The following is a 22,213-nucleotide window of genomic DNA, read 5'->3' on the forward strand; positions in this document are numbered from 1 at the left end:
TAGCAGACAGCCGCCTTCGGTGAAAGGCACCGAAGGCGACTTGTCGTCTTCCTTAACCTTCGAGCATCCGGCGCAGAAGTTCGACGTCTTCTGCAAAGGATGGATCCTGCTCCATCAGTTCACCAACGCGATTGACCGCATGCATGACGGTTGTGTGATCACGATTGCCAAACTTGCGTCCGATCTCGGGAAGAGAGCGGCTTGTCAGCTGCTTTGCGAGAAACATTGCCACCTGCCGTGGGCGAGCAACAGCACGTGCACGGCGCGCAGAAGACATGTCCGTCAGGCGGATATTCCAGTGCTCGGCAACCTTGCGCTGGATTTCCTCGATTGTGACGCGACGATCATGCGCTTTCAGCATGTCCTTGAGGACATCCTGCGTCGTATCCAGTGTGACAGGGCGCCCAACCAGATCGGCGTGTGCGACAAGGCGATTCAGTGCGCCTTCAAGCTCACGAACGTTCGATGTGATCTTGTGGGCAAGATACTCAAGCACCTTTGACGGAACATGCGTGCCTGAGGCTTTCGCCTTGGCTTCCAGAATGGAAATACGCAATTCAAAGGTGGTGGCATGAATATCTGCGACCATGCCGCAGCCGAGCCGCGTTCTCAGGCGGTCTTCGAGCCCCGACAGATCGGATGGGCTTTTATCGGCGCTGACAATGATCTGACGTCCGGCATCAACAAGGGCGTTGAACGTATGGAAGAACTCTTCCTGCGTATTATCCTTGCCGATCAGGAACTGAAGATCGTCGATCATCAGGACGTCCACGGAACGAAGCTGTTCCTTGAACTCCATGGTGGACTGCGAGCGGATCGCCGCGATGAAGCGATACATGAACTTCTCAGCTGACATATAGGCAACCGAGACATTGCCCGTCTTCGTCAGTTCAGACCCAATGGCATGCATAAGATGCGTTTTGCCGAGGCCGACGCCACCATACAGGAAGAGCGGATTAAAACCGGGGCTGGATGGCTTTTCGGCCACACGACGCGCGCAGGCATAGGCAAACTCATTTGGCTTGCCGACGATGAACGTATCGAAAGAAAAGCGTGGGTCCAGCGGAACAGCAAGATCGCTGCGAACCTCATGACTGGTGGCAACCTGCGCTGTCACTTCCTCGATGACGCTGTCACCGTCCGTCTCAACTGATGGAAGGACTTCAGGTAGGCCACGCTTGACCTGCAGTTCAATGCCCTGCACGTCCTGTCGTTCGGTACGCCACAAGGTCTGGAGACGCTCTTCGTATTGGCTGCGAACCCAGTCTCTCAGAAAGCGCGTCGGCAGATAAAGGATGAGTTCACCATCCTCCAGTGGGCCAAGAACGATCTGACGAAGCCAGGTGCGGTATTCGACTTCACCGACCTCGCCCTTCAGCTTCTCGCGAACCCTGTGCCAGGAAGTTTCCAGCGGGCTCGACGAGCCGGGGGCGGAGGCGCTGGCGTCCAGATACTGAGCGTTTTCCACCTATGGTACCCCCTTTCATTTCGGCCCCGGGACTTGCGGGGCGTCTGTCTTGATTCCCTGCGCGCAGGGTGAATACGTCCTCAACGGGAAGTGACCACACAAGCTGCATGGCGCTTCAGAAAAAGCTGACGCTTCCCGGAGAAAACAGAGCCTCTGGCACTGACTTGATCTGACAGGATAGGCGTCTGGTCAGACCGAAGCAAGCTGGAACACGAAAGGTTCAGAAGTGCTGCAGAGGGGTGTTGCCATATAGTCAAAAAAGAACGCGCTCCCGTGAGAGAGCGCGTTCTTCAGTTCAAACCCTGCAAAGGGTCTCAGGCCGTGGCGAGAGACTTGATGCGGGCAGAAAGACGGGACAGCTTGCGGCTGATCGTGTTCTTTGCAACGACACCCTTACCGGCAGCGCGCTGCATTTCAGGCTGTGCAACCTTGTATGCTTCGGCAGCAGCCGTCTTGTCACCGGACTGGATGGCCTGTTCGACCTTCTTGATGAAGGTACGCATACGGGACATGCGGGCGACGTTGCGCTCGCGGCGACGTTCGTTTTGACGGATGCGCTTACGGGCAGAAGCTGTATTTGCCATGGATCTTTCGGTTCAGTTAGCGGTCTTGTCGCGGAAAATGATTGGCGCCCTCTACCCGTCATGAGCGGCGGCGTCAAGCGTTTTACACATTTTATACACACTGCCACCAATGGGGCGGAGGCCACTATTTCTGGCAGTTTGCACAGAAAAATGTCGAGCGCCCCGCCTGGGTGATGCGTGAAATGGTGGAGCCTGCCCCACATTGGCGGCATACCTCGCCTTCCCGCCCATAAACAAGGTGGAGATCCTGAAATCCCCCTTTCGTCCCGTCAGCCTGAACGTAGTCTCTTAAAGAGGAGCCTCCTGACGCGATGGCCTCTTCCAGAACAGTTCGAATGGCATTTGCAAGACTGTCGGCTTCTGTCTCTGTCAGCGTTGTGGCAGCGCGTGCGGGATGGATATGGCTCCGGAACAGCGCCTCACACACATAGATATTGCCAAGGCCCACAATCAGCTTCTGGTCCAGAAGCGCTGTTTTGATCGGCGTGCGGCGACCCTGCATGACCGTATAAAGATATGTGCCAGTCATATTCGCGGATAAGGGCTCGATTCCCAGGCCGCTCAGAAGGCGATGTGTGTTTTCCTGATGTGTGGGAACCACATCCACCATGCCGAACCTGCGTGGGTCAACGAGGCCAGCGCGTGCCCCGTTTTCCGTCTGCAGGACAAGGTGCTCATGTTTTGGCGGATTCGTATTCATGCCTGACTGCCCAAGGAGCAGTCTGCCGGACATTCCCAGATGCAGCATCATGCTCCATCCGTTCTCGACGCGCATCAGGATATACTTGGCGCGACGATGAAAGGAGAGCACGGTCTGCCCTTCAAGCCTCTCCCGGAGATCCAAGGGAAATGGCCACCTCAGGTCAGGGCGGTTGACAGTAACGTGACGGATCCTCTGCCCCTGAAAGGCATCCTGGAACCCACGCATGACGGTTTCGACTTCTGGAAGCTCTGGCATGACTGGTCACAAAGATATATCGATTGCCCCATGACCGATAGCGCTGAACATAACGTCCCGCCCTTCCCGTCTTCCGAGCAGACCGGAGACACCACGGATTTTGGTTACCGCAATGTCCCGCGGAACCAGAAGAAGACCATGGTCAGGGAGGTGTTCGAGAGCGTCGCTGGCAAATATGACATCATGAATGATGTCATGTCTCTGGGGATCCATCGCGTCTGGAAGCGGATTTTCGTGGGCATGCTTGGTGCCCGTCCGAACATGAAGCTGCTGGATCTGGCTGGCGGTACAGGTGACATCACATTCGGCTGGCTGCGTGCGGGCGGTGGCCCGGCCATTCTCTCTGACATTAACTCGGCGATGTTGTCCGTCGGGCGTGATCGCGCAATCAAGGCTGGTCTGATTGGCCAGATTGAAGTGTGCGTTGTCGACGCCGAAGCGATTCCCCTACCCGACTGTTCTGTTGATCGCGTGACCATTGCTTTTGGTCTGCGGAACTGTACGGACAAGGATGCAGTGCTTCGTGAAGCGCGTCGTGTTCTGAAGCCGGGTGGACGCTTCTTCTGTCTTGAATTCTCTCGTGTCGAAATTGCGGCTCTCTCGCCTGTCTATGATACGTGGTCTTTCAAGGTTCTCCCGAAGATGGGGCAGTTGATCGCCAAGGACGCTGAGAGCTACCAGTATCTTGCTGAGAGCATCCGTATGTTCCCGGACCAGGAAACACTTGCTCAGATGATGCGGAATGCAGGTTTGGAGCGTGTTCAGTATCGCAACCTGTCTGGCGGTATTGCTGCCATTCACTCCGGTTGGCGTCTGTAATTGATGCGCCGCGTTCTGCTGATTGTTGGCGGAGGAATTGCTGCTTATCGGGCGCTGGAGCTGGTGCGCCTGCTAAAAGCAGACAATGTTTCCGTGACACCGGTTATGACGGACGCGGCAAAAGCATTCATAACGCCTCTTAGCCTTGAGGCTCTGTCCGGGGAGCAGGTGCATGATGCGCTCTTTGCTCCCACGCAGGAGAGCGAGATTGGGCATATCTCTCTGGCACGCAGCGCAGATCTTGTTGTGGTCTGTCCGGCTACAGCCAATCTCATGGCCCGTATGGCGCATGGGATGGCCGATGATCTGGCCACGACGCTCCTTTTAGCCACCACGACCCCTATACTGCTGGCGCCTGCCATGAATGTGCGCATGTGGGAGCATCCCGCGACACAGGCCAATCTCGCCCTTCTGAAAGAACGTGGCGTGCGCGTCGTAGGCCCCGATGAAGGCAGTATGGCGTGCGGGGAGTTTGGTCCGGGGCGTCTGAGCCAACCTGACGTCATTCGGGACGTAATCCTGGAGGCGCTGGCCTCCGATCATTCTTTGGCCGGCAGACATGCTCTTGTTACGGCGGGGCCAACAGTTGAATCTCTGGATCCTGTCAGGTTTCTCTCCAATCACTCTTCTGGCAAGCAGGGCTATGCGATTGCCGCCGCTCTTGCTGCGCGAGGCGCAAAAGTAACACTTGTCAGTGGTCCGGTTACTCTGCCTGTCCCGGCAGGTGTCGTCTGTGTAAAGGTTCAGACGGCACGTGAGATGTTAGGGGCATGTGAAGCCGCGCTTCCTGCCGAAATTGCCGTTTGCACCGCCGCGGTCAGTGACTGGCGCGCAAAGGCAGCGGCTCAGGGTAAAATCAAGAAGACCAGTGAGGGGCCGCCTGTTCTCGAACTGGTGGAAAACCCGGATATCCTTGCAACTCTCTGTCGACTGGCAAATCGGCCGAAACTGATCGTCGGCTTCGCCGCTGAGACTGATGACGTGCTGGACAATGCTGTGGCCAAGCGTCAGCGCAAGGGATGTGACTGGCTGGTGGCCAACGATGTGCGTCGCGGTGTCTTTGGAGCAGACAGAAATTTGGTCAGCCTGATCACTGAGACGGGCATCGAAACCTGGCCTGAAATGGACAAGTCTCAGGTTGCCGGGAAACTGGTACAGCGGATTTCTGACGTCTTCGTCTCTTCAATCCCCTGAAAATCCAAGATAAGAAAGGCCCCATGATGACCGATCTTATTGATGTACGGATTACACGCCTTCCTCATTCCGAGGGGCTGCCTCTGCCAGCTTACGCCACCTCTGGCGCTGCTGGTTTCGACTTTGTTGCTGCAATTGCAGAACCCATTGTTATCGCACCGGGTGGCCGTGCACTTGTTCCCACAGGGCTATGCATTGCCCTGCCCTCTGCCTACGAACTTCAGATCCGCCCTCGGTCTGGCCTGGCCCTGAAGCACGGCATTACACTCCCGAATTCTCCTGGCACGATTGATGAAGATTATCGTGGGGAAATTGGCATTATTGTCATGAATGCCGGGAGTGAGCCCTTCACGGTAGAGCGTGGCACCCGCATTGCTCAGGGGGTTTTGGCACCGGTTTCCCGTTTGAAGTGGCAGGAAGTTTCTTCTCTCGATGAAACGGATCGCGGGGCACGCGGTTTTGGCAGCACAGGCCACTGAGACGCTTGGGACATGCAGAAAACACTTGAGCCTCCGGAAGAACCTTCCTTACTCTCGGTCATCATGAAACCGGGAGGACGACAGTCATCATGACGGGCAGCCCGCTGGCCATGCCCATTCGCGTCATGCATCGCTGGCGACAGCGTATGAGTGGCGTAGAGTTATCAATTCTGTTTGCCATGACGGGTCTGTGCCTTTTCTTTCTGAAGAGCGCAGTCTGGGTGCCAGGCACCCTGCCCTTGCCACTCAAGCCGGCATTCCCGATCTGGCAGGAAGTCGTCTGGACTGTTTTCCACGCGGTGCTGGCTCTGGCGACAGTCGTTGTGGTGTCGCTCGTGTTGGCAGGTACGGCGCGGCAGTTTCCACGGTTTCGCAGTATTCTGGTGCCTGCACTCTCTGTTGCACGCGCTGTTCCGGGGCTTGGCCTGACGGGGCTCTTACTTCTGTTCTTCCCTCCCCTTGTCGTGATTGTAGCGGCAGCGGCCTTCAATATGATCTGGCGTGTTCTAACGGCTCTTCTTGATGCCCAGGACACGCTTCCAGCCGAGCTTGAAGAAGTCGCCACAGGCCTGCGTATGACGGGCTGGCAGCACTTTTGGCGGTTGCAGGTTCCGGTGGCCATCCCACTGGTGACGTTCCGTGCTGTGCAGGCCATTCCGGGGTTATGGTTTCGCCTGCTATGTGTAGAGGGGCTCATGACCCTTCTGATGCGGCGTGACGTCGGAGGGTGTGGGGCGCAGGCCTTAGTCGCGCTTGAAACCCATCATCTGAGCTGGTTTCTGGAAGCTGGAGTCTGCGCGGTTCTTCTGATCGTAATCATGGACCAGTGTCTGATCAGGCCTATGACCGGATGGGCGCAGCGGTACAGGCTGGATGGTCCTCAGCCACAAAAGAAGCGTACCCACTCCTGGATGCTTCAGTTCTGGAGAGAAACAGGTCTTCTGAACGGTGTTAGCGTGAGCTTGCACACGCTCATTAGCGGGGTTGGTAACTGCCGGATCGGCCGGACGATGCGTTACGTTCAACCCTCCTCCCCGAAGTCCTTGCCAGTGCCTGGCTGGCTTATTCCTATGGCCTCTCTGATCTTTCTGGGTGTTGCCGTTGCGCAGAGCCATCTGGCGGCGCGTCTGCCCTATGATGTGCTTGAGAGTGTTTTGACGCTTCTACATGTTTGCGGGGCTCTTATCTTCTGCATCGTGCTCTGGTTACCGCTGGCTCTGTTTTTCTTTGATGCTGGAGCCGGTATTTTTCGGGTCAGTAGGATGATTATTCTGGCAGGCTCGCTTTTCCCGGCCGTTCTTCTTTATCCTGCCTTCCGTGGGCTGGATGTCGTTCCCACCGCTGTTCTTCTGTTCCTTGGTGCGCATTGGCTCACGGGCGGGACGGTACTGGATGCCATTCAGGCTATTCCGGCGCCGTTCAGGCAGGTTGCACGTGGGCTGCGGCTTAAAGGCGTTCTGCTGTGGAAGCGCCTGATCTTACCAGCCATTGCACCTGATCTGTGTGGTGGCCTGCTTTTGGCCGCTGTTCCAATCTGGGATGCCGTGATGGTGGCTGAGGCGTTCGTGCCTTCTGATAGCGGACTGGGTGCGACGCTGCTGGCCGATATGCTTCAGGGACAAATCGGCGCACAGATCGTTATTCTTATGCTTCTTACGCTTCTTTCCATGCTGCTTGATCGTCTTGTTCTTCAGCCCCTCGCGGTTTACGCCGCACAGAAATATGCAATCCGATGATCTATTCCCTGCTTAGCCTTCAGGACTGCCGCCAGATTTACCAGAAGGACAGCAATGCTGATCTTGTGGTGCTTGATCAGGTCAGTTTCGATGTGCGTCCTGGTGAAATCCTTGGGCTTCTTGGCCGGTCTGGGTCTGGCAAGTCTTCTCTCCTGCGGATTATGTCCGGACAAACGCCTCCTGTAGAGGGAAAGGTCTATTGGGAAGGCAAGCCGGTAGCTGGCCCACTGGAAAAGGTGGCGACAGTTTTTCAGTCGGGCGCGATGTTTCCATGGCTGACCCTTCGACAGAATGTGCTGCTGGGGCTTGAAGCGCAGCGTCTGTCACGGTCTGAGCGGGAAACGCGTGCCAGTTCCGCAATTGAGGTCATGGGACTTGAGGGATACGAAAACGCCTATCCCAAGGAGTTGTCTGAAGCCCTCAGCCAACGTGCCTCGTTTGCACGGGCACTGGCGCTTCAACCTTCTCTTCTCATGCTGGATGAGCCTTTTTCTGCCCTTGATGTTCTGAGTGCGGAAAATCTAAGAACGGATCTGATTGAACTCTGGGCCGAGAAACGCCTCTCGTCGCTCAATGCGATGATACTCGCGACGCATGGCATTGAAGAAGCCGTGCTGATGTGTGACCGGATCCTGATTTTCTCGTCCAGTCCAGGACGGGTGACGCACGAAATTTCCGTTCCGTTTCCCCATCCGCGAAATCGGGAGGGCGCTGATTTTCGAAGCTTCGTGGACCAGATCTACACCCTCATGACACGACGTGCGCCGATCGTCTCGGAAGTCGATACTACGGTCGGTGTGTCGGCTGCTGCGTTGCCGCCTCTATCCATTGTATTGCCGGACCTTCAGATTGAAGTGCTGGTTGGCCTTATGGAAGTTCTGAGTGGAGAGCCGCTCTCCGGCCGTGCTGATCTTCCGGAACTTGGTCAGCGTTTGCAGATGACGCTCGATGATCTTCTGCCACTGGGAGAGTCCCTGCAACTGCTTGATCTTGCAGAACTGGAAGATGGAGACATTCTTCTCACGGATGATGGGCGATCATTCGTCGAGGGAGACGCCGATGCCCGCAGGGATATTATGCGCACGGCGCTCCTGCATTATCTGCCGCTTCTTCGCGTCATTCGAAGCACGTTGGATGAGCGGCCGAACCATGTGGTGGATGCCAATCGCTTCCGCAAAGCTCTCGAAGAGAACATGTCTCCCGATTATGCCCAGCAGACACTGACAACAGCTATCGGCTGGGCACGGTATGCTGAACTGTTCGATTATGATGAGGAGTCAGACCGCTTCCATCTGGAAACGGAAGAATAGGATCTGCTTCTGCCCTTCAGCAGAAGCAGAAATCTCTTCAGGCCGGTGTCTTGAGACGGTCCCGGTATAGCTTGCGCGCCTTGGCAACTTTGGGCGCGACAACAGCCGCACAATAGGCCGTTTCCGGATTGCGGGCGAAATAGTCGAGGTGCTTTTCCTCGGCGCGCCAGAAATGCGCCGGGCCTTCAATGGACGTGACAATCGGTGCGGGCCAGATCTGCTCTTCGGTGATCTCGGCCTTTACTTCTTGGGCAACACGCTGTTGGTCGGCGTCTCCGAAAACAACAGAGCGATACTGCGTCCCGACATCATTTCCCTGCCGATTGAGCTGCGTGGGGTCATGGGTCGTGAAAAAGACCCGCAGCACATCTGCCAGAGAAATTTCCGCTGGATCAAACACGACCTTCACGACCTCTGCATGTCCGGTGTTCCCAGTACAAACAGCTTCGTAGGACGGATTATCGACATGACCGCCTGCGTATCCCGGGTCTGCCGAGATAATGCCGCGCAGACCGGTATAGACGGCTTCCACGCACCAGAAACAGCCTGCACCAAGAAGAATGGAAGAGTGTGCACTCATAAACTGAGTCTCCTGAGACGATAGCCTCCCCATATGGGGAGGCCTCTTCCTTATTTCACCACTGGTAACCAGATTGCGCTGGCAGCATTGCCGCCGCGATGAATGGTCTGGGTTGCAGAGTGATAGTCCGATGCTTTCGCGTCAAAGATATTCTGAACGAAGCTCTGCGGATTGCGGTCATAAAGCGGGAACCAGCTGGACTGGATCTGGATTTGAATCCGATGGCCCTTCTGGAAAACATGGTTCACTGCCGGCAGCGTGAACTTGTATTCCTGAATCTGTCCTGCGGGTATGGCCGATGGGTGCGCGAAATCATTGCGATAGCGCCCACGGAAGATGTCCATCGAAACTGGAAGCTCATACCCGCCCATTTCCGGACGATCCGGCGTAACGCCAGGCTGTACGTCGATGATTTTTACAACCCAGTCGGCATCCGTGCCGGTCGTGGAAGCAAAAATATCGGCGGTCGGGACGCCTGACACGCGGACGGGTGCGTCCAGAACGGGAGTTTCGTAAGTCAGAACGTCCGGGCGGCTCTCCGCAAAGCGCTGGTCCGTAACAAGCCATGCTTTCCAGCGGGAATCCCCTGCGTTGTAGGGGCGCGGCATGAAAGGAACAGGATGCGCGGGATCAGAGATATAAGCATCCGTTCCAGGTAGCGTCCGCTTGAATGACAGGCCGTGGTCAGGCTGAAGATACAGACGCTCTCCACGCATCATGCAGGTCGTGTCACACTCTGCGAGCCAGTTGCGGAAATGATCCCAGTGGTTTTCGCCCGTGTTGTAGATAATCGCTTCATCAAGATGCGGGTCAGCGCCATCCTTCAGATAATGATCGAAGAATGGACGCATGACGTTGGAGCGGTACCAAAGGGCCGTGTCACCTTCAAAGTGAAGTGGACCCAGCGTCGATCCGTCATAATTAACGCCACTATGGCGCCATGGCCCCATGACGAGAACATTCGGGACCTGTGTATGGTGAGCCTTGAGGTTCATCCAGGAATGGATCGCCCCCCACATGTCTTCCTGATCCCACAGGCCCTGTTCCCAGATTGTCGGGACCTTCAGAGGCTTACGGACAAGGATCTGGTCAAGCGCCTGTTCCTGCCAAAACGCATCGTAAGATGGGTGTGCTTTCAGGCGGTTCCACCACGGATACTGGTTCAGCCCAGCTTTGGTTGCAAATGCCCCCGTTGAGCCAGCCTGTAGGAAATTGGTGTAATCGTCGGCATCTGCGCGAGGAATTGTCGGCCCCTCGCCGGCTTCGCTCATCTGCATCGTGAAATAGTCGAGGCCAGGCTGACGGAACGCGCCGTAATGGAACCAGTCGTCACCCATCCAGCCATCCACCATCGGGCTTTCCGGAGCGGCCACTTTGAGGGCTGGATGCGGGTCCAGCAATGCCATCACAACGGTCCAGCCTTCATACGAAGAGCCCGTCATGCCAACGCGACCGTTGCTTTCCGGAAGGTTTTTCACAAGCCAGTCGATCGTGTCCCACGCATCGGTGGTATCGTCTGTCTTGGTGGGATTGAGGGGGCCGATCGGCGGGCGGGTCATGATGTAGTCGCCCTGAGACCCGTACTTTCCACGAATATCCTGGAAAACGCGGATATATCCTTCCTCGACGAAGACCCCATCGCCCTGAGGGCAAATTTCACGCATGGTTGGCGCGTTGGGAATTCGGTTCAGGCGCTCACTGGCATGATATGGTGTGCGCGTGAGCAGGATTGGTGCGTTTTTTGCTCTCTTGGGAATGACAATCACGGTATGGAGCTTCACTCCGTCCCGCATGGGAATCATGATGTCACGCTTGATGTAATCCTGCTGATCAGTTGGCAGGGCGGCATGAGCTGGAATGTCGTTTCCGGTCTGGATCATGTCTGGCGTTACGGCGGGTCCAGCAGATGCCGGGGCAGCCAGTGCGGCAGGGATACAGGCAATGGAAAGAGCCGTTCCAAGGCTGAGAAGATAACGTTTCACAAAAGGCTCCTGATCTTTGGATGGATTTTGGCCTTGTGTGTTCCCATCTAGCAAGAGCGGGAGAGAATGCTTTTCATATCTTTCCTGCGCTGGTCTTTTTTTGTTTGATTCGCTATGGAGCATGGCTCCTGCTGTTATGAAAGTTCTGTTCTGATGCCTGCCTATCGTTCCCGCACTACGACCCATGGCCGCAACATGGCTGGCGCGCGTGCGCTCTGGCGCGCAACGGGGATGAAGGACGGTGACTTCGGAAAGCCTATTATCGCGATTGCCAACTCGTTCACCCAGTTTGTTCCCGGGCATGTGCATCTGAAAGATATGGGCTCTCTCGTGGCTTCCGCCATTGAGGAAGCCGGTGGCGTTGCTAAAGAATTCAACACGATCGCTGTGGATGATGGCATCGCCATGGGACACGGCGGAATGCTGTATTCCCTGCCTTCACGAGAGCTGATTGCTGACTCCGTTGAGTATATGGTGAACGCACACTGTGCGGATGCCATCGTCTGCATCAGCAACTGCGACAAGATCACGCCGGGTATGCTGATGGCCTCCCTGCGACTGAACATTCCTGTTGTGTTCGTGTCTGGTGGCCCCATGGAAGCGGGCAAGCTCAATGGCCCAGGTGTTGAGCGTAAGCTGGACCTTGTAGATTCGATGGTTGCTGCGGCGAACCCGAACGTGACGGACAGTGAATCCGAACAGATCGAGCGCTCAGCTTGCCCGACCTGTGGCTCATGCTCCGGCATGTTTACGGCCAATTCCATGAACTGCCTTGTGGAAGCGCTGGGCCTTGCGCTGCCTGGTAACGGGTCTCTGCTGGCAACCCACGCTGACCGTCGCGATCTGTTCCTGAGGGCGGGTCGTCTCTCAGTTGAGCTGGCACGTCGCTGGTATGAGCAGGACGATGCCTCCGTGCTGCCGCGTAGCATCGCAACCCGGAGTGCGTTTGAAAATGCCATGGCGCTGGATATTGCCATGGGTGGATCAACGAATACCGTATTGCATCTGCTGGCTGCTGCTCGTGAAGGTGAAGTGGATTTCCACATGGCAGACATTGATCGTCTGTCCCGCAAGGTGCCGCATCTTTGCAAAGTCGCGCCTGCCAAAGCAGACGTTCACATGGAAGACGTGCATCGTGCAGGTGGTGTTCCAGCCATTCTGGGCGAACTCGATCGCGCAGGTCTGCTGCAAACATCTCTTCCAACCGTTCATGCTCCCACATTGGCTGATGCCCTTCAGAAGTGGGACATCATGAATGGCGGCGAAGAAGCAGTTAAAATGTTCAAGGCCGCTCCTGGGGGAGTGCGCACCGTTCATGCCTTTTCACAGTCCAGCCAGTACCATGAACTGGATACGGATCGTGAGAATGGCGTCCTGCGAAGCCGTGCTCATGCCTTCTCGCAGGATGGTGGGCTGGCCGTTCTATACGGCAACCTCGCGGAAGACGGCGCGATTGTGAAAACCGCCAGCGTGGCCAAAGACATTCTGACCTTCACGGGTACGGCTCGCGTGTTTGAAAGTCAGGACGATGCTGTTGCGGCTGTTCTTGGGAACAAGATCGTTGCTGGCGATGTTGTTGTTATCCGCTACGAGGGGCCGCGCGGTGGTCCAGGGATGCAGGAAATGCTGTATCCGACCAGTTATCTGAAATCCAAAGGGCTGGCTGAAGTCTGCGCTCTGGTGACGGATGGCCGTTTCTCGGGTGGTAGTTCAGGCCTCTCCATTGGGCATGTCTCGCCGGAGGCTGCTGAAGGCGGTGTGATCGGCTTGGTAGAAGATGGTGATCGCATCGTGATCGACATTCCAAACCGGACGATGCGTCTTGATATTTCAGATGCGGAAATCTCGAGCCGCCGTGAAGCCATGAATGGCCGTGGCGAAAATGCCTGGAAGCCAAACCGTACGCGTGTCGTATCCCGCGCCCTGCAGGCTTATGCGGCGATGACAACAAGCGCTGCCAACGGTGCTGTTCGTGATCTGTCTCAGATTATTGTGAAGACACGCGGCTGATCACGCGCTCTACGGCCTCTCTCAACTCGGGAGAGGCCAGCATTTTTGGCCCGTCATGCCCCGTGTTGGGCACGATATCGATGTCCCAGTTAAAAGGGACATCAAGCCTGTAGGCTTCTTCTCTGGCTTGGGCATAGGCCCACTGCCCTCTCTCCAGGCGATTGCGGCCTTGTCCCATGGCTTGGGCAATGCGGCCTGCCTCGAGAGTAGTCTCTACATCGTCCGAACCAAGCAGGATGGTGAGATGTTCAGCCAAATAACGCTTGATGGATTGCTGCTGGGTATTCTCTGGCCAGCCATTAAATCCATAAGGGACTGGACTGTCAGTTTCCGGCTCCACGTATGTTGCTGGGTTCATGAGGATGATTTCGACCTCATTTGCCGGAGCGTATGCCGCCACGCGGTCCAGAAACTGCGCGCCAGCTGAGTGGCCAATCAGAATAATGGGAAGATCTGGCTGCTGGGTTTCCTCCCATGCCCATTGTTCCATGGGCTTGATCAGTGTCGCAGCCGGGATTTCGTCCTGCCGCACGGGAAAACCGCCGCGCTGATACTGCCAGGTTGGAAACTGCTTCAGAGGAAACGACGGTGAAAAGACCACCCCGCAAACAGCGCGTGCGAGCGGGATACTTTGATCACGGTATGCCTCGTTATCACGGTCTTTTGCCGCCAATACGAACAGGATAGCCCGTAAACGACAGCCAGAAGGTCGGAACGCGTCAATATCCAGCGACCGACCATACAGAATGGCTTTCTGGGAGCTGGGTCCAACAGGAAGTTCTGCGGCCCTGGTAACTGATGTCTGTGAAAGCATCATTGCCAGGGCAATCAGGAAAAGCTTGGGAGGCTTAGCCAAGCCGCGCAAGTGCAGCCTTGAGGCGTTCGAGATCATGCTCGAAAGTTTCAAGGCGCTGACGGTTTTCTTCAACCACTTCCGGCTTTGCACGTGCAACAAAATCAGCGTTGTCCAGTTTGCGACGGACCTTGATGATCTCACTGTCGTTCTTGCTGATCTCTTTTGCAAGACGTCCCCGTTCTGCATCGAGATCAATCAGGCCCTCCAGCGGGATAAAGATCGTCGCTTCATCAAGAACGATCTGAGCGGCGTTTTTGGGAATTTCGCCTTGGAAAACATCAACGTCCGAGACGCGTGCCATGCGGCCAATGGCTTCAGCCCATGTTTTTGCACGAGTGAGGTTTTCAGGCGAAACATCGCGGAAAATCAGCGGTGCTTTCTGTGCTGGGGGGATATTCATCTCAGAGCGAAGCGTACGAAGCTCGCTGATCAGACGTACGACCCAATCCAGTTCTGCACGGGCTTCTTCAGCGTTCTGTACCGGCATTTTTTCCGGCCAGCTAATTGCTGTGAAGTCACCGGAATAGCCCAGTTCTTTCCAAAGTGTAGCTGTTACAAATGGTGTCACAGGCTGCATGAGGCGCAGAATCAGTCCTAAAACATGGGCACTGACGGCGCGGAGTTCGATGGTCTCGTCATTTTCCGCCGCGAAAACAGGTTTGGAAAACTCTACGAACCAGTCACAGAAGCAGCTCCACACGAAACGATAGCAGCAGTTAGCGTACTCATCGAACCGATAGTTCGAGAGTGCCTGCTGTGCATCCGCAATGGCAGTGTTGGCTTCTGAGAGGATCCAGCGACCCAGACTGCTTTGGACGCTCGCCGGATCGAAGCCCTCTACGGGCCGTGCGCCATTCATTTCAAGGAAACGGGACGCGTTCCAGAGTTTCGTGACGAATGCACGATGCTCTTCAACGCGCTTGCGACCGAGCTTGATGTCGCGGCCTGGGCCTGTGCCCGCACAGATTGCCAGACGCGTTGCATCAGCACCAAACTCTGCAATCAGATCCAGAGGGTCCAGCCCATTCCCCTTGGACTTGGACATTTTTTGCCCTTTTTCGTCCCTGACAAGGCCGTGGATCAGAACCGTTCGGAAGGGCACGTCGTCCATGAAATGCAGGCCCATCATCATCATCCGGGCAACCCAGAAGAAGATAATATCAAAGCCCGTGACGAGGACGCTCGTCGGGTAATAGTGAGCAAGTTCGGGCGTTTTGTCCGGCCAGCCGAGAGTTGTGAAGGGCCAGAGGCCGGAACTGAACCACGTGTCGAGAACATCTTCGTCCTGCGTCAGTGGAACGCCATCACCGGCCTGGGCCTGGGCCTCAGCTTCTGTATTAGCGACATAAACACTGCCATCCGGGCCATACCAGGCCGGAATACGATGCCCCCACCAGAGCTGGCGGCTGATGCACCATGGCTGAATGTCTCGCATCCAGGCGAAGAACGTGTTCTGCCACTGTCTGGGCTCGAAAACGATTTTACCACTTTCCACGGCCTCTACTGCTGGGCCTGAAAGCTTTTTTGCATCGCAATACCACTGCAGGGTCAGGCGCGGTTCGACAACCGCGCCACCGCGCTCGGCATAAGGGACCTGAAGCTTATGTGGTTCGATTTTTTCAAGCCACTCAAGACGTTCGAGTTCGGCGACAATGCGCTTGCGTCCTTCTTCCCGGCTTAGGCCTGCAAGCGATTCCACAAACGCTACTGACGACAGGCCGCCAACATCAGCCAGTTCGGCACGGATTTCGTCGAGCCAGATATGGGCTGTCTCATCCAGCATCGTGGGCGCAGACAGATTGTGTCTTTTGCCCACTTCAAAGTCATTGAAGTCGTGAGCAGGCGTGATTTTTACGGCGCCGGTTCCCTTCTCAGGGTCGGAATAGAGGTCTGCCACAACAGGAATACGGCGACCCGTTAGCGGGAGCGTAACGAACTTGCCCACCATGTCGGCGTAGCGTTCATCTTCAGGATGAACGGCAACCGCAACGTCTGCCAGCATCGTTTCAGGGCGCGTGGTTGCAACCGTTATCGTCCGTCCGTCCTCGAGCGGATAACGGATGTACCACATGGATCCCTTGGTTTCACGGTTCTCAACCTCAAGGTCGGAAATCGCGGAACGGAAGTTCGGATCCCAGTTTACCAGGCGGCGATCACGATAAATGATCCCTTCCTGGTGTAACTGTACAAAGACCTTGCGGACGGCGCGTGAAAGCCCCTCGTCCATGGTGAAGCGTTCGCGATCCCAGTCTGCCGAAGCACCAAGTTTGCGAAGCTGCTGGACGATCTCACCGCCGGACTGCTCTTTCCACTCCCACACCCGCTCAAGAAAGCCTTCGCGACCTAAAGCGGTTCTGCTGACGCCTTCTTTATCGAGCGAGCGTTCGACAACCATCTGCGTGGCGATGCCAGCATGGTCAGTTCCTGGCTGCCACAGGACATTGCAGCCCTCCTGACGCTTCCAGCGGATCAGAATGTCCTGCAGCGTAAATGTCAGGGCATGGCCGAGATGCAGTGTCCCCGTGACATTTGGTGGGGGAAACATGATCGAAAATGGCGTTCCCGGTGCACTCGGGTCGGCACGGAAAGCCCCGTTGTTCTCCCAGCTTTCGTAGAGAGACGTTTCATGATCAGCGGGAACAAAACTTTTTTCGAGCATGATAATCCAGAAAGTTCAGCGGCAAATGTTGGTAAAAGAAGGCAATCAGTTATTCGGGCGCAGGCGCGCAATCTCGGCGCGCACCAGAATTTCTACAAGCGAAGGCAGGTGAGCATCGAGCCACGTCCGTACCATGGAGCGCACTTCAGTGCGAACCATGTCTTCAATCGTCATGCCGCTGCTTCCGCTCACGACGGTATCGGACGGGATTGATTTTCCGTTACTGCTGAATGCGGTCTGCAGGTCATTGAGCGAGTGCTCTGCAGCAGCAATGGTTTGTGCGCCCATGAGATCATCCTGCGGCGCGGAGTTGCCGTGCTCTGTCTTTGCAGGCGACACCATCATGGATGGTTCAAGGGTCAGTTCGTCATTTTCGATAGCTGACGTCACGAGTGTGCTCTCCACTGTTTTGTTCAAAGTCTTGTCGTCATGCAGGATCCGGCGGATCGAGCTAAGGACGGTGTCGATTGTATCGTCAGCGGAGCCACGCTGCGGCTCCGGAGATGGAGAGGTCATGACGTATGGGGCATCTTGAGCATTACAGGAAAAGCATTAGCGTCCAGGCTGATTGATCGCGTAGTCGCTAGTGCCCCACAGTCTGTTCTTGACCGCATTGTAGTAGGCTTTTTCATCGTAGAGCGGGACCCCCAGCTTGAGGTCAGATGCCGTCAGTCTTCCGATCGACGCTGCGACCGCATACGAGGAGATGACCAGGTTAGACAGGTGCTGAACCAGTGTCTGCTGGGCTTGCAGGAGCGTCTGCTGCTGCTGGAGAACGGCCAGTGTTGTGCTGGTCCCGACCAGAGCCTGACGTTCCACACCATCTAACGCAATTACGTTGGCGGAAATGGCCACGCGGTCACTGTTGATGGATTGCTTGAAAGCAACCATCTGTTGCCAGCTCGCCGCTCCTTTCTGAAGCGCCGTACGGCGCTGCACATCCACTTCACGATGGGCGGCCTGTGCCTGCTGGCGTGCACCGCGGATGGCAGAATATTCAGAACCGCCCTGATAGATCGGAATCTGGAAGGCCAGCATTCCATATTTATTATCTGTCAGAGAGCGGCTGTAACCCTGATTTATGGAGTGCTGAAAGGCAAGCTCAGCGGAAACCTTGGGCATAATCGCCGAGATCTGCACAGACACATTGTCTTTTTGCTGCGCTTCAGTGAAGAGCGCATTCACAACGTCCGGATTGTTCTGAACCGCAAGGGCCACAACTTCGCGCTCACTTTGAACGGGCAGCTTGAGTGGCTGGGGCGCTTCAATGTTTGGAGGCGCGGCAATCCCCACGACCTGCATATAGGTTGCCTGTGCTCCCTGAAGAGTTCCTTCCGCCTGCTGTCGCTGCGCTGTTGCGCTTGCAAGAGCTGCCTGCGCCTGAGCGACGTCAGTTCTCGTAATTTCGCCGACGTGGAAGCGTTCCTGCGTGGCCTGAACCTGCTGCTGGAGAACGCGCTCGTTATTGATGGCGAGCTGCAAAAGCTGCTCGTCCTGAACGACGCCTACATAGGCATTGACGACATTTGTGAAGACTGTCTGTTCTGTCGAGATCAGTTTGGCGCGTTCAGCCATGACCTGATTTGTCGCTGCGTGAATGCCGGCTACAGTTTTGCCGCCTTCATACAAAGGCTGGGTAATATTCACACCGCCGCTGTATCCAGGCGTCTGATAGCGCTGGTTTGTCCCCAGATTACCGCTGCCAGCTGCATAGTTGGTCTGACCGTCGTAGTAGGTCAGGTTCATTGTTGTCTGGATGGTCGGGTGCCAGCCCGCCATTGCGGTCGGAACCTGCTCATCTGTTGCACGCAGGCGGGCACGCTCCTCTCGGAGTGTGGGGTTTGTCAGATAGGCAGTGGAAAGAGCTTCCTGCAAAGTATGTGGGACGAAGGTTGGGGACCCGCTCCCGTCATACTTCTGAGCCAGGGCTGTTCCGCTCAGGAGAAAGCTCAGAAGACCCAGTCCCAAGGGACCAGATAGAGCCTTTGTGCCGTTGCATCCTGAAGTCATGAGATATCCTGCCATCTGAACACTGTATCGCAGCGTTTCGTGAATCAGCCCTTAATAGCCTGATCCCTCTCAGAAGAAAAATCCTCATCGAGGCTGAAATATCTCTCTTGACCAAAATGTCCTGAAAGACGATATAGCCCCTGTCTCCTCCGAGGTCCGGTGGCAGAATGGTGATGTAGCGGACTGCAAATCCGCGAATGTGGGTTCGATTCCCGCCCGGACCTCCAGAGAGACTACTCTCCCCGCAGAAAATAGCCGTTTTTCCCTGATGTTTTAAAAATCAGGAATTCGATTTTGCAGTTTCAAATAAAGCATTTGCTTTTTTTTGATCGGCTGGCTGTGTGTATCGCGTCACGTTAGCCAGCCGTCTTGCTCAGTCTGTTAGGAGTGAGCCTCTGCATAGGCTGCGGCTGCCCCAAAGAGGCCAGGCTGGGGATGCGTGATGATTTTGACAGGCATTTCGCTCATCATGGTCTCAAAGCGCCCTTTTGCGACGAAGCGTTCGGCAAAGCCGGATTCACCGAGAATATTTGCCAGGCGCAGTCCAAGGCCGCCGGCAATCACAACGGCATGGGCGCCGTGTGCCAGTGCCAGATCACCAGAAACGGCACCAAGGCTCAGACAGAAACGCTCCAGAGCTGCGGCTGCGATCGTGTCGGAGCCTTCCATGGCGTTCTGCCAGAGCGTTCTGTTATCGCGTAGTGTGATGGGTAGGCCCTGCTGTTCGGCAATGACCTCGTAAAGGTTGGTCAGGCCGGGGCCAGACACGATGCGTTCTGCTGAAACGCGCCGGAAACGCTGGCGGAGCGCCTTGAGGATGTTGTCTTCAACTTCGTCGAGTGGTGGGTAGTCGAGGTGGCCGCCCTCGGTCTCCATGACAAAGTATTTTTCTCCACGGCGTAGCAGGCAGGCTGCCCCCAGACCCGTACCAGGCCCGACAATCGTGATGGTTCCCTGCGATGGAAGATCCACGTCCGGGCCGCACAGATGTCTCATATATGATGAATCAACCTGGGCGACCGCATGAGCCACGGCACCGAAATCGTTGACCAGAACGAAGTTGTCGAGATGCAGACGGCTGGCAAGCTGCGTCGGATGGATGACCCAGGGGTTATTGGTCATCTTCAGGATTTCACCTGTAACCGGACAAGCTACGGCAATCCCGGCTTCCCTGGGTAAAGGGCGGTCCAATGTTCTGCCAAAAGCTTCCCAGGCCAGAGCCAGGCTTGCGTGTTCCGCGCATTTCAGGGTGACGGCTTCACCCAGTTCAGCGACGGTTCCGTTTTCGATGCTTGCGATTGCAAAACGGGCATGGGTGCCGCCGATATCGACCGCAACGATTTCCCTCATGACAACTATCCTCTGGCCTGTCTGGCATCTGTTGAATGTGGAAGCAGTCGCCTACCGGCAGCATGCCGTCAAGTTAGTGAGAGGCGGCTTTTCTTAATTTGCAGCACGTTGTCGCACTTCGGCGGAACGCAGCAGGCGATGAACGATTGGCCGCGGCACCAGCATCTCCAGAAGTCGGGCCAGAGCGAAAGGCCATGGAAACAGAAGATGCGCCCGTCCTTGGCCGATGGCGCGTGCGATGAGGCGCGCTGCTTTGGTTGAGGACACTAGGAGCGGCCGAGCCCCTTCCAATCGCTGGCTCATGGGCGTGTCGACATATCCCGGAGAGACAAGCGTCACATGAACATTGTGCGGTGTCATGGCGGCATGAAGCGCTGTGCTGAAACGGGCAAGGCCAGATTTTGAGCCGCTATAGGCCGTCGCGACGGGAAGATCATGGAATGCAGCAACAGAACCGATGAGGGCGATATTCCCGCCACCTCGTGGAGCCATGCGGCGCGCCATTTCTGTGGCCAGGGTCACGGGCGTCGTGAAGTTGACGAGTGAAATGGTTTTCACCTGCTCTGGGAGTTCCGTGAGTTCATTTTCCGGGCGGATGTCTCCCAGCCCTGCACCGAGAACAAGAATATCGATCGGGCTGACGTCGTCGGCTTCTCGTAAGGCAGCAAGGGCCGCGTCTGTGTCACACAGATCAAGAGCGAGAGTTTCTGTCGTGGCGCCGTGGCGTTGGGCCTGCGCTGCGACCTTATCCAGTCGCTCTTGGTTGCGGCCCCATAGAACAAGATGTGTTCCTGCCCGCGCATAGTGAAGTGCGAGTGCCTCACCGATGCCGCTGGAGGCTCCGGTGATCAGAATTCGTGACTGAGGGCCGCGTCTGGAAAGCGGAAAGGTTGCCATGCGAAAGATATCCACGTTGAAAGTCATGGTCGGATTGGTAATGGGAGGGTATAGCCTTCCGGTGCGAAAAAATGCGACCCTGTGCTGTTAAGGCATATTACTCCATTAGCTCTGAAAAATTTTTCAACCAGAGGTGCAAGGCCCGACCCTATGACATCGCCCGCTCCGCAAGATGATCTAGTAGTCCGTCCGGTTACGACGCGGGCACATTTGAAGCTCTTTATTACCCTGCCCCGCCGTATTTACGCTGGAATGCCCGGGTTTGTTCCACCACTGGACATGGAACAGAATGACCTTCTGAACCCCAAGAAAGCTGCCATTTTCCGTCATGCCAGCATTCGCTATTTTCTGGCTTGGCGTGGTGACACCCCTGTCGGGCGTATTGCTGCGATTGTTGATCATCGTGCGATTGAATTCTGGGGTGAGAAAACAGGGTCTTTTGGCGCACTGGACGCTGTGCCGGAGGCGTCTGTTGTTGCAGCCCTCCTGAGTGCTGCCCGTCACTGGCTTCGCCTTCAGGGCATGGATCGCGTGCGTGGTCCGGTTACGCTGAGCGGGAATGGTGAATCCGGGCTCATGATCGAGGGGCAGGATCAGCCACTTATGATTGCGATGCCCTGGCACCCAAAACTTCTGGGGCAGCTGGTCGAAGGCGCTGGCTACGAACGAAGCGAAGATCTTCTGAGCTACCGTTTCGATCTGACTGAAGAAAACAGGGCCAATTTTCGCGTTCCGGGTGATCTGAAAATCGGGGAAGGTCGTCTCGGATCCATTTCCGTGACGCGTCTTTCCAAGAAGCAGATTGCAGCGCAAGGTGAAGTGCTGCGGACGCTCTACAACGATGCCTGGAGTGGAAAGTATAATTTCGTGCCTTTGCAGGACTACGAAATGAAGGCGATGATCAATCAGCTCAAGCCGCTGCTGAGACCCGAGCACTATGTTCAGATTGATCAGGACGGTGAGCCGGTGGCCATGGCTCTGGTTGTTCCCAATCTTTACGATATTGCAGGCGATCTCGGTGGTGATCCCACACCGCTCGGTTGGATCAAGCTCGCTGCCCGTCTGGGACTGCATCGCTTCCACTCTGCGCGTGTCATTCTGTTGGGCGTCACGCGCAAGCTTCAGGGCACGATGCTGGGCTCCCTCCTGCCCTCTTTGGCAATCTCGGAACTGCTGCGTCGCGGGCGCTCTCTACCCTATTCCTGGGTAGAGCTTGGGTGGATTCAGGAATCTGATACGAGAATGAAAAACTTGGCGGAAGCTGTAGTTCCGCACCCTTACAAGCGTTATCGTCTGTACGAACGCTCAGTCCAGGATTGAG

The 22,213-nt window shown here is 56.0% G+C and carries 18 protein-coding genes and 1 tRNA gene; 8 read left to right on the forward strand and 11 right to left on the reverse strand.

Annotation, left to right across the window (positions count from 1 at the left end; all coding sequences use genetic code 11):
- Positions 1 to 52 precede the first annotated feature (52 nt).
- The 3 genes from dnaA to mutM form a co-directional block, all read right to left on the reverse strand.
- The gene (dnaA, locus tag M2305_RS12325; protein ID WP_046901506.1) at positions 53 to 1,468 is read right to left on the reverse strand and encodes a chromosomal replication initiator protein DnaA; all 1,416 of its coding nucleotides are present in this window, start codon (positions 1,466 to 1,468) and stop codon (positions 53 to 55) included.
- Positions 1,469 to 1,782: 314 nt separating this feature from the next.
- Positions 1,783 to 2,052: a 30S ribosomal protein S20 gene (gene rpsT, locus M2305_RS12330; RefSeq protein WP_046901507.1), complete on the reverse strand. Its 270-nt coding sequence runs from the start codon at positions 2,050 to 2,052 to the stop codon at positions 1,783 to 1,785.
- A 124-nt stretch (positions 2,053 to 2,176) separates the two neighbouring features.
- Positions 2,177 to 3,010, reverse strand: a complete 834-nt coding sequence (gene mutM / locus M2305_RS12335; protein WP_264649493.1) for a bifunctional DNA-formamidopyrimidine glycosylase/DNA-(apurinic or apyrimidinic site) lyase — start codon at positions 3,008 to 3,010, stop codon at positions 2,177 to 2,179.
- A 30-nt stretch (positions 3,011 to 3,040) separates the two neighbouring features.
- On the opposite strand from mutM, the gene M2305_RS12340 reads away from it, so the two are divergent.
- The 5 genes from M2305_RS12340 to M2305_RS12360 all read left to right on the forward strand — a co-directional run bounded on the left by M2305_RS12340 (position 3,041) and on the right by M2305_RS12360 (position 8,548).
- Complete coding sequence (locus M2305_RS12340; protein ID WP_064273224.1) at positions 3,041 to 3,829, forward strand: class I SAM-dependent methyltransferase; 789 nt, start codon at positions 3,041 to 3,043, stop codon at positions 3,827 to 3,829.
- A gap of 3 nt (positions 3,830 to 3,832) precedes the next feature.
- On the forward strand, positions 3,833 to 5,023 hold the full coding sequence (gene coaBC / locus M2305_RS12345; RefSeq protein ID WP_264649494.1) for a bifunctional phosphopantothenoylcysteine decarboxylase/phosphopantothenate--cysteine ligase CoaBC: 1,191 nt from the start codon (positions 3,833 to 3,835) through the stop codon (positions 5,021 to 5,023).
- Between the two features lie 23 nt (positions 5,024 to 5,046).
- Positions 5,047 to 5,502 (forward strand): dUTP diphosphatase, encoded by a 456-nt coding sequence (gene dut / locus M2305_RS12350; RefSeq protein ID WP_046901511.1) that lies wholly within the window; start codon positions 5,047 to 5,049, stop codon positions 5,500 to 5,502.
- Between the two features lie 89 nt (positions 5,503 to 5,591).
- Positions 5,592 to 7,238: an ABC transporter permease subunit gene (locus M2305_RS12355; RefSeq protein ID WP_264649495.1), complete on the forward strand. Its 1,647-nt coding sequence runs from the start codon at positions 5,592 to 5,594 to the stop codon at positions 7,236 to 7,238.
- Positions 7,235 to 8,548, forward strand: a complete 1,314-nt coding sequence (locus M2305_RS12360; protein WP_264649496.1) for an ABC transporter ATP-binding protein — start codon at positions 7,235 to 7,237, stop codon at positions 8,546 to 8,548. Before M2305_RS12355 ends, M2305_RS12360 begins: the two co-directional genes overlap by 4 nt.
- Positions 8,549 to 8,585: 37 nt before the next feature.
- Here the strand turns inward: M2305_RS12360 and msrA are convergent, their stop codons facing one another.
- Positions 8,586 to 9,128 carry a peptide-methionine (S)-S-oxide reductase MsrA gene (gene msrA / locus M2305_RS12365; RefSeq protein ID WP_264649497.1) on the reverse strand — a complete coding sequence of 181 codons (543 nt, stop codon included), beginning with the start codon at positions 9,126 to 9,128 and terminating at the stop codon, positions 8,586 to 8,588.
- A 50-nt stretch (positions 9,129 to 9,178) separates the two neighbouring features.
- On the reverse strand, positions 9,179 to 11,110 hold the full coding sequence (locus M2305_RS12370) for a CocE/NonD family hydrolase (protein WP_264649498.1): 1,932 nt from the start codon (positions 11,108 to 11,110) through the stop codon (positions 9,179 to 9,181).
- Positions 11,111 to 11,263: 153 nt separating this feature from the next.
- Here M2305_RS12370 and ilvD point away from each other — a divergent pair, with 153 nt between their 5' ends.
- A complete protein-coding gene (gene ilvD, locus M2305_RS12375; protein WP_211496881.1) occupies positions 11,264 to 13,120 on the forward strand; it encodes a dihydroxy-acid dehydratase in 1,857 nt (618 codons plus the stop codon).
- Here ilvD and M2305_RS12380 read toward each other — a convergent pair.
- The 4 genes from M2305_RS12380 to M2305_RS12395 are packed head-to-tail and all read right to left on the reverse strand — an operon-like array spanning position 13,098 to position 18,645.
- Positions 13,098 to 14,012 carry a hypothetical protein gene (locus M2305_RS12380; protein WP_264649499.1) on the reverse strand — a complete coding sequence of 305 codons (915 nt, stop codon included), beginning with the start codon at positions 14,010 to 14,012 and terminating at the stop codon, positions 13,098 to 13,100. The two genes, ilvD and M2305_RS12380, sit on opposite strands and share 23 nt — an antisense overlap.
- Positions 13,969 to 16,635 carry a valine--tRNA ligase gene (locus M2305_RS12385; protein ID WP_264649500.1) on the reverse strand — a complete coding sequence of 889 codons (2,667 nt, stop codon included), beginning with the start codon at positions 16,633 to 16,635 and terminating at the stop codon, positions 13,969 to 13,971. The genes M2305_RS12380 and M2305_RS12385 overlap by 44 nt, the downstream gene beginning before the upstream one ends.
- A 45-nt stretch (positions 16,636 to 16,680) precedes the next feature.
- Positions 16,681 to 17,151 carry a DUF2497 domain-containing protein gene (locus M2305_RS12390; RefSeq protein WP_211508426.1) on the reverse strand — a complete coding sequence of 157 codons (471 nt, stop codon included), beginning with the start codon at positions 17,149 to 17,151 and terminating at the stop codon, positions 16,681 to 16,683.
- A gap of 36 nt (positions 17,152 to 17,187) precedes the next feature.
- On the reverse strand, positions 17,188 to 18,645 hold the full coding sequence (locus M2305_RS12395; protein ID WP_099212441.1) for a TolC family outer membrane protein: 1,458 nt from the start codon (positions 18,643 to 18,645) through the stop codon (positions 17,188 to 17,190).
- Between the two features lie 153 nt (positions 18,646 to 18,798).
- Between M2305_RS12395 and M2305_RS12400 the strand changes: the two genes are divergently transcribed.
- A tRNA-Cys gene (locus M2305_RS12400) sits at positions 18,799 to 18,872 on the forward strand.
- Between the two features lie 154 nt (positions 18,873 to 19,026).
- Here M2305_RS12400 and glk read toward each other — a convergent pair.
- Together glk and M2305_RS12410 are read right to left on the reverse strand one after the other, a co-directional pair.
- The gene (gene glk, locus M2305_RS12405; protein WP_046901518.1) at positions 19,027 to 19,995 is read right to left on the reverse strand and encodes a glucokinase; all 969 of its coding nucleotides are present in this window, start codon (positions 19,993 to 19,995) and stop codon (positions 19,027 to 19,029) included.
- A 93-nt stretch (positions 19,996 to 20,088) separates the two neighbouring features.
- Positions 20,089 to 20,892, reverse strand: coding sequence for an SDR family NAD(P)-dependent oxidoreductase (locus tag M2305_RS12410; protein ID WP_264649501.1), 804 nt, complete (start codon positions 20,890 to 20,892; stop codon positions 20,089 to 20,091).
- A gap of 150 nt (positions 20,893 to 21,042) precedes the next feature.
- Here M2305_RS12410 and M2305_RS12415 point away from each other — a divergent pair, with 150 nt between their 5' ends.
- Positions 21,043 to 22,212, forward strand: coding sequence for a hypothetical protein (locus M2305_RS12415; protein ID WP_099212443.1), 1,170 nt, complete (start codon positions 21,043 to 21,045; stop codon positions 22,210 to 22,212).
- Position 22,213: the final 1 nt, after the last annotated feature.

The sequence above is a fragment of the Gluconobacter cerinus genome, assembly GCF_025961355.1.
Lineage (GTDB): Bacteria > Pseudomonadota > Alphaproteobacteria > Acetobacterales > Acetobacteraceae > Gluconobacter > Gluconobacter cerinus.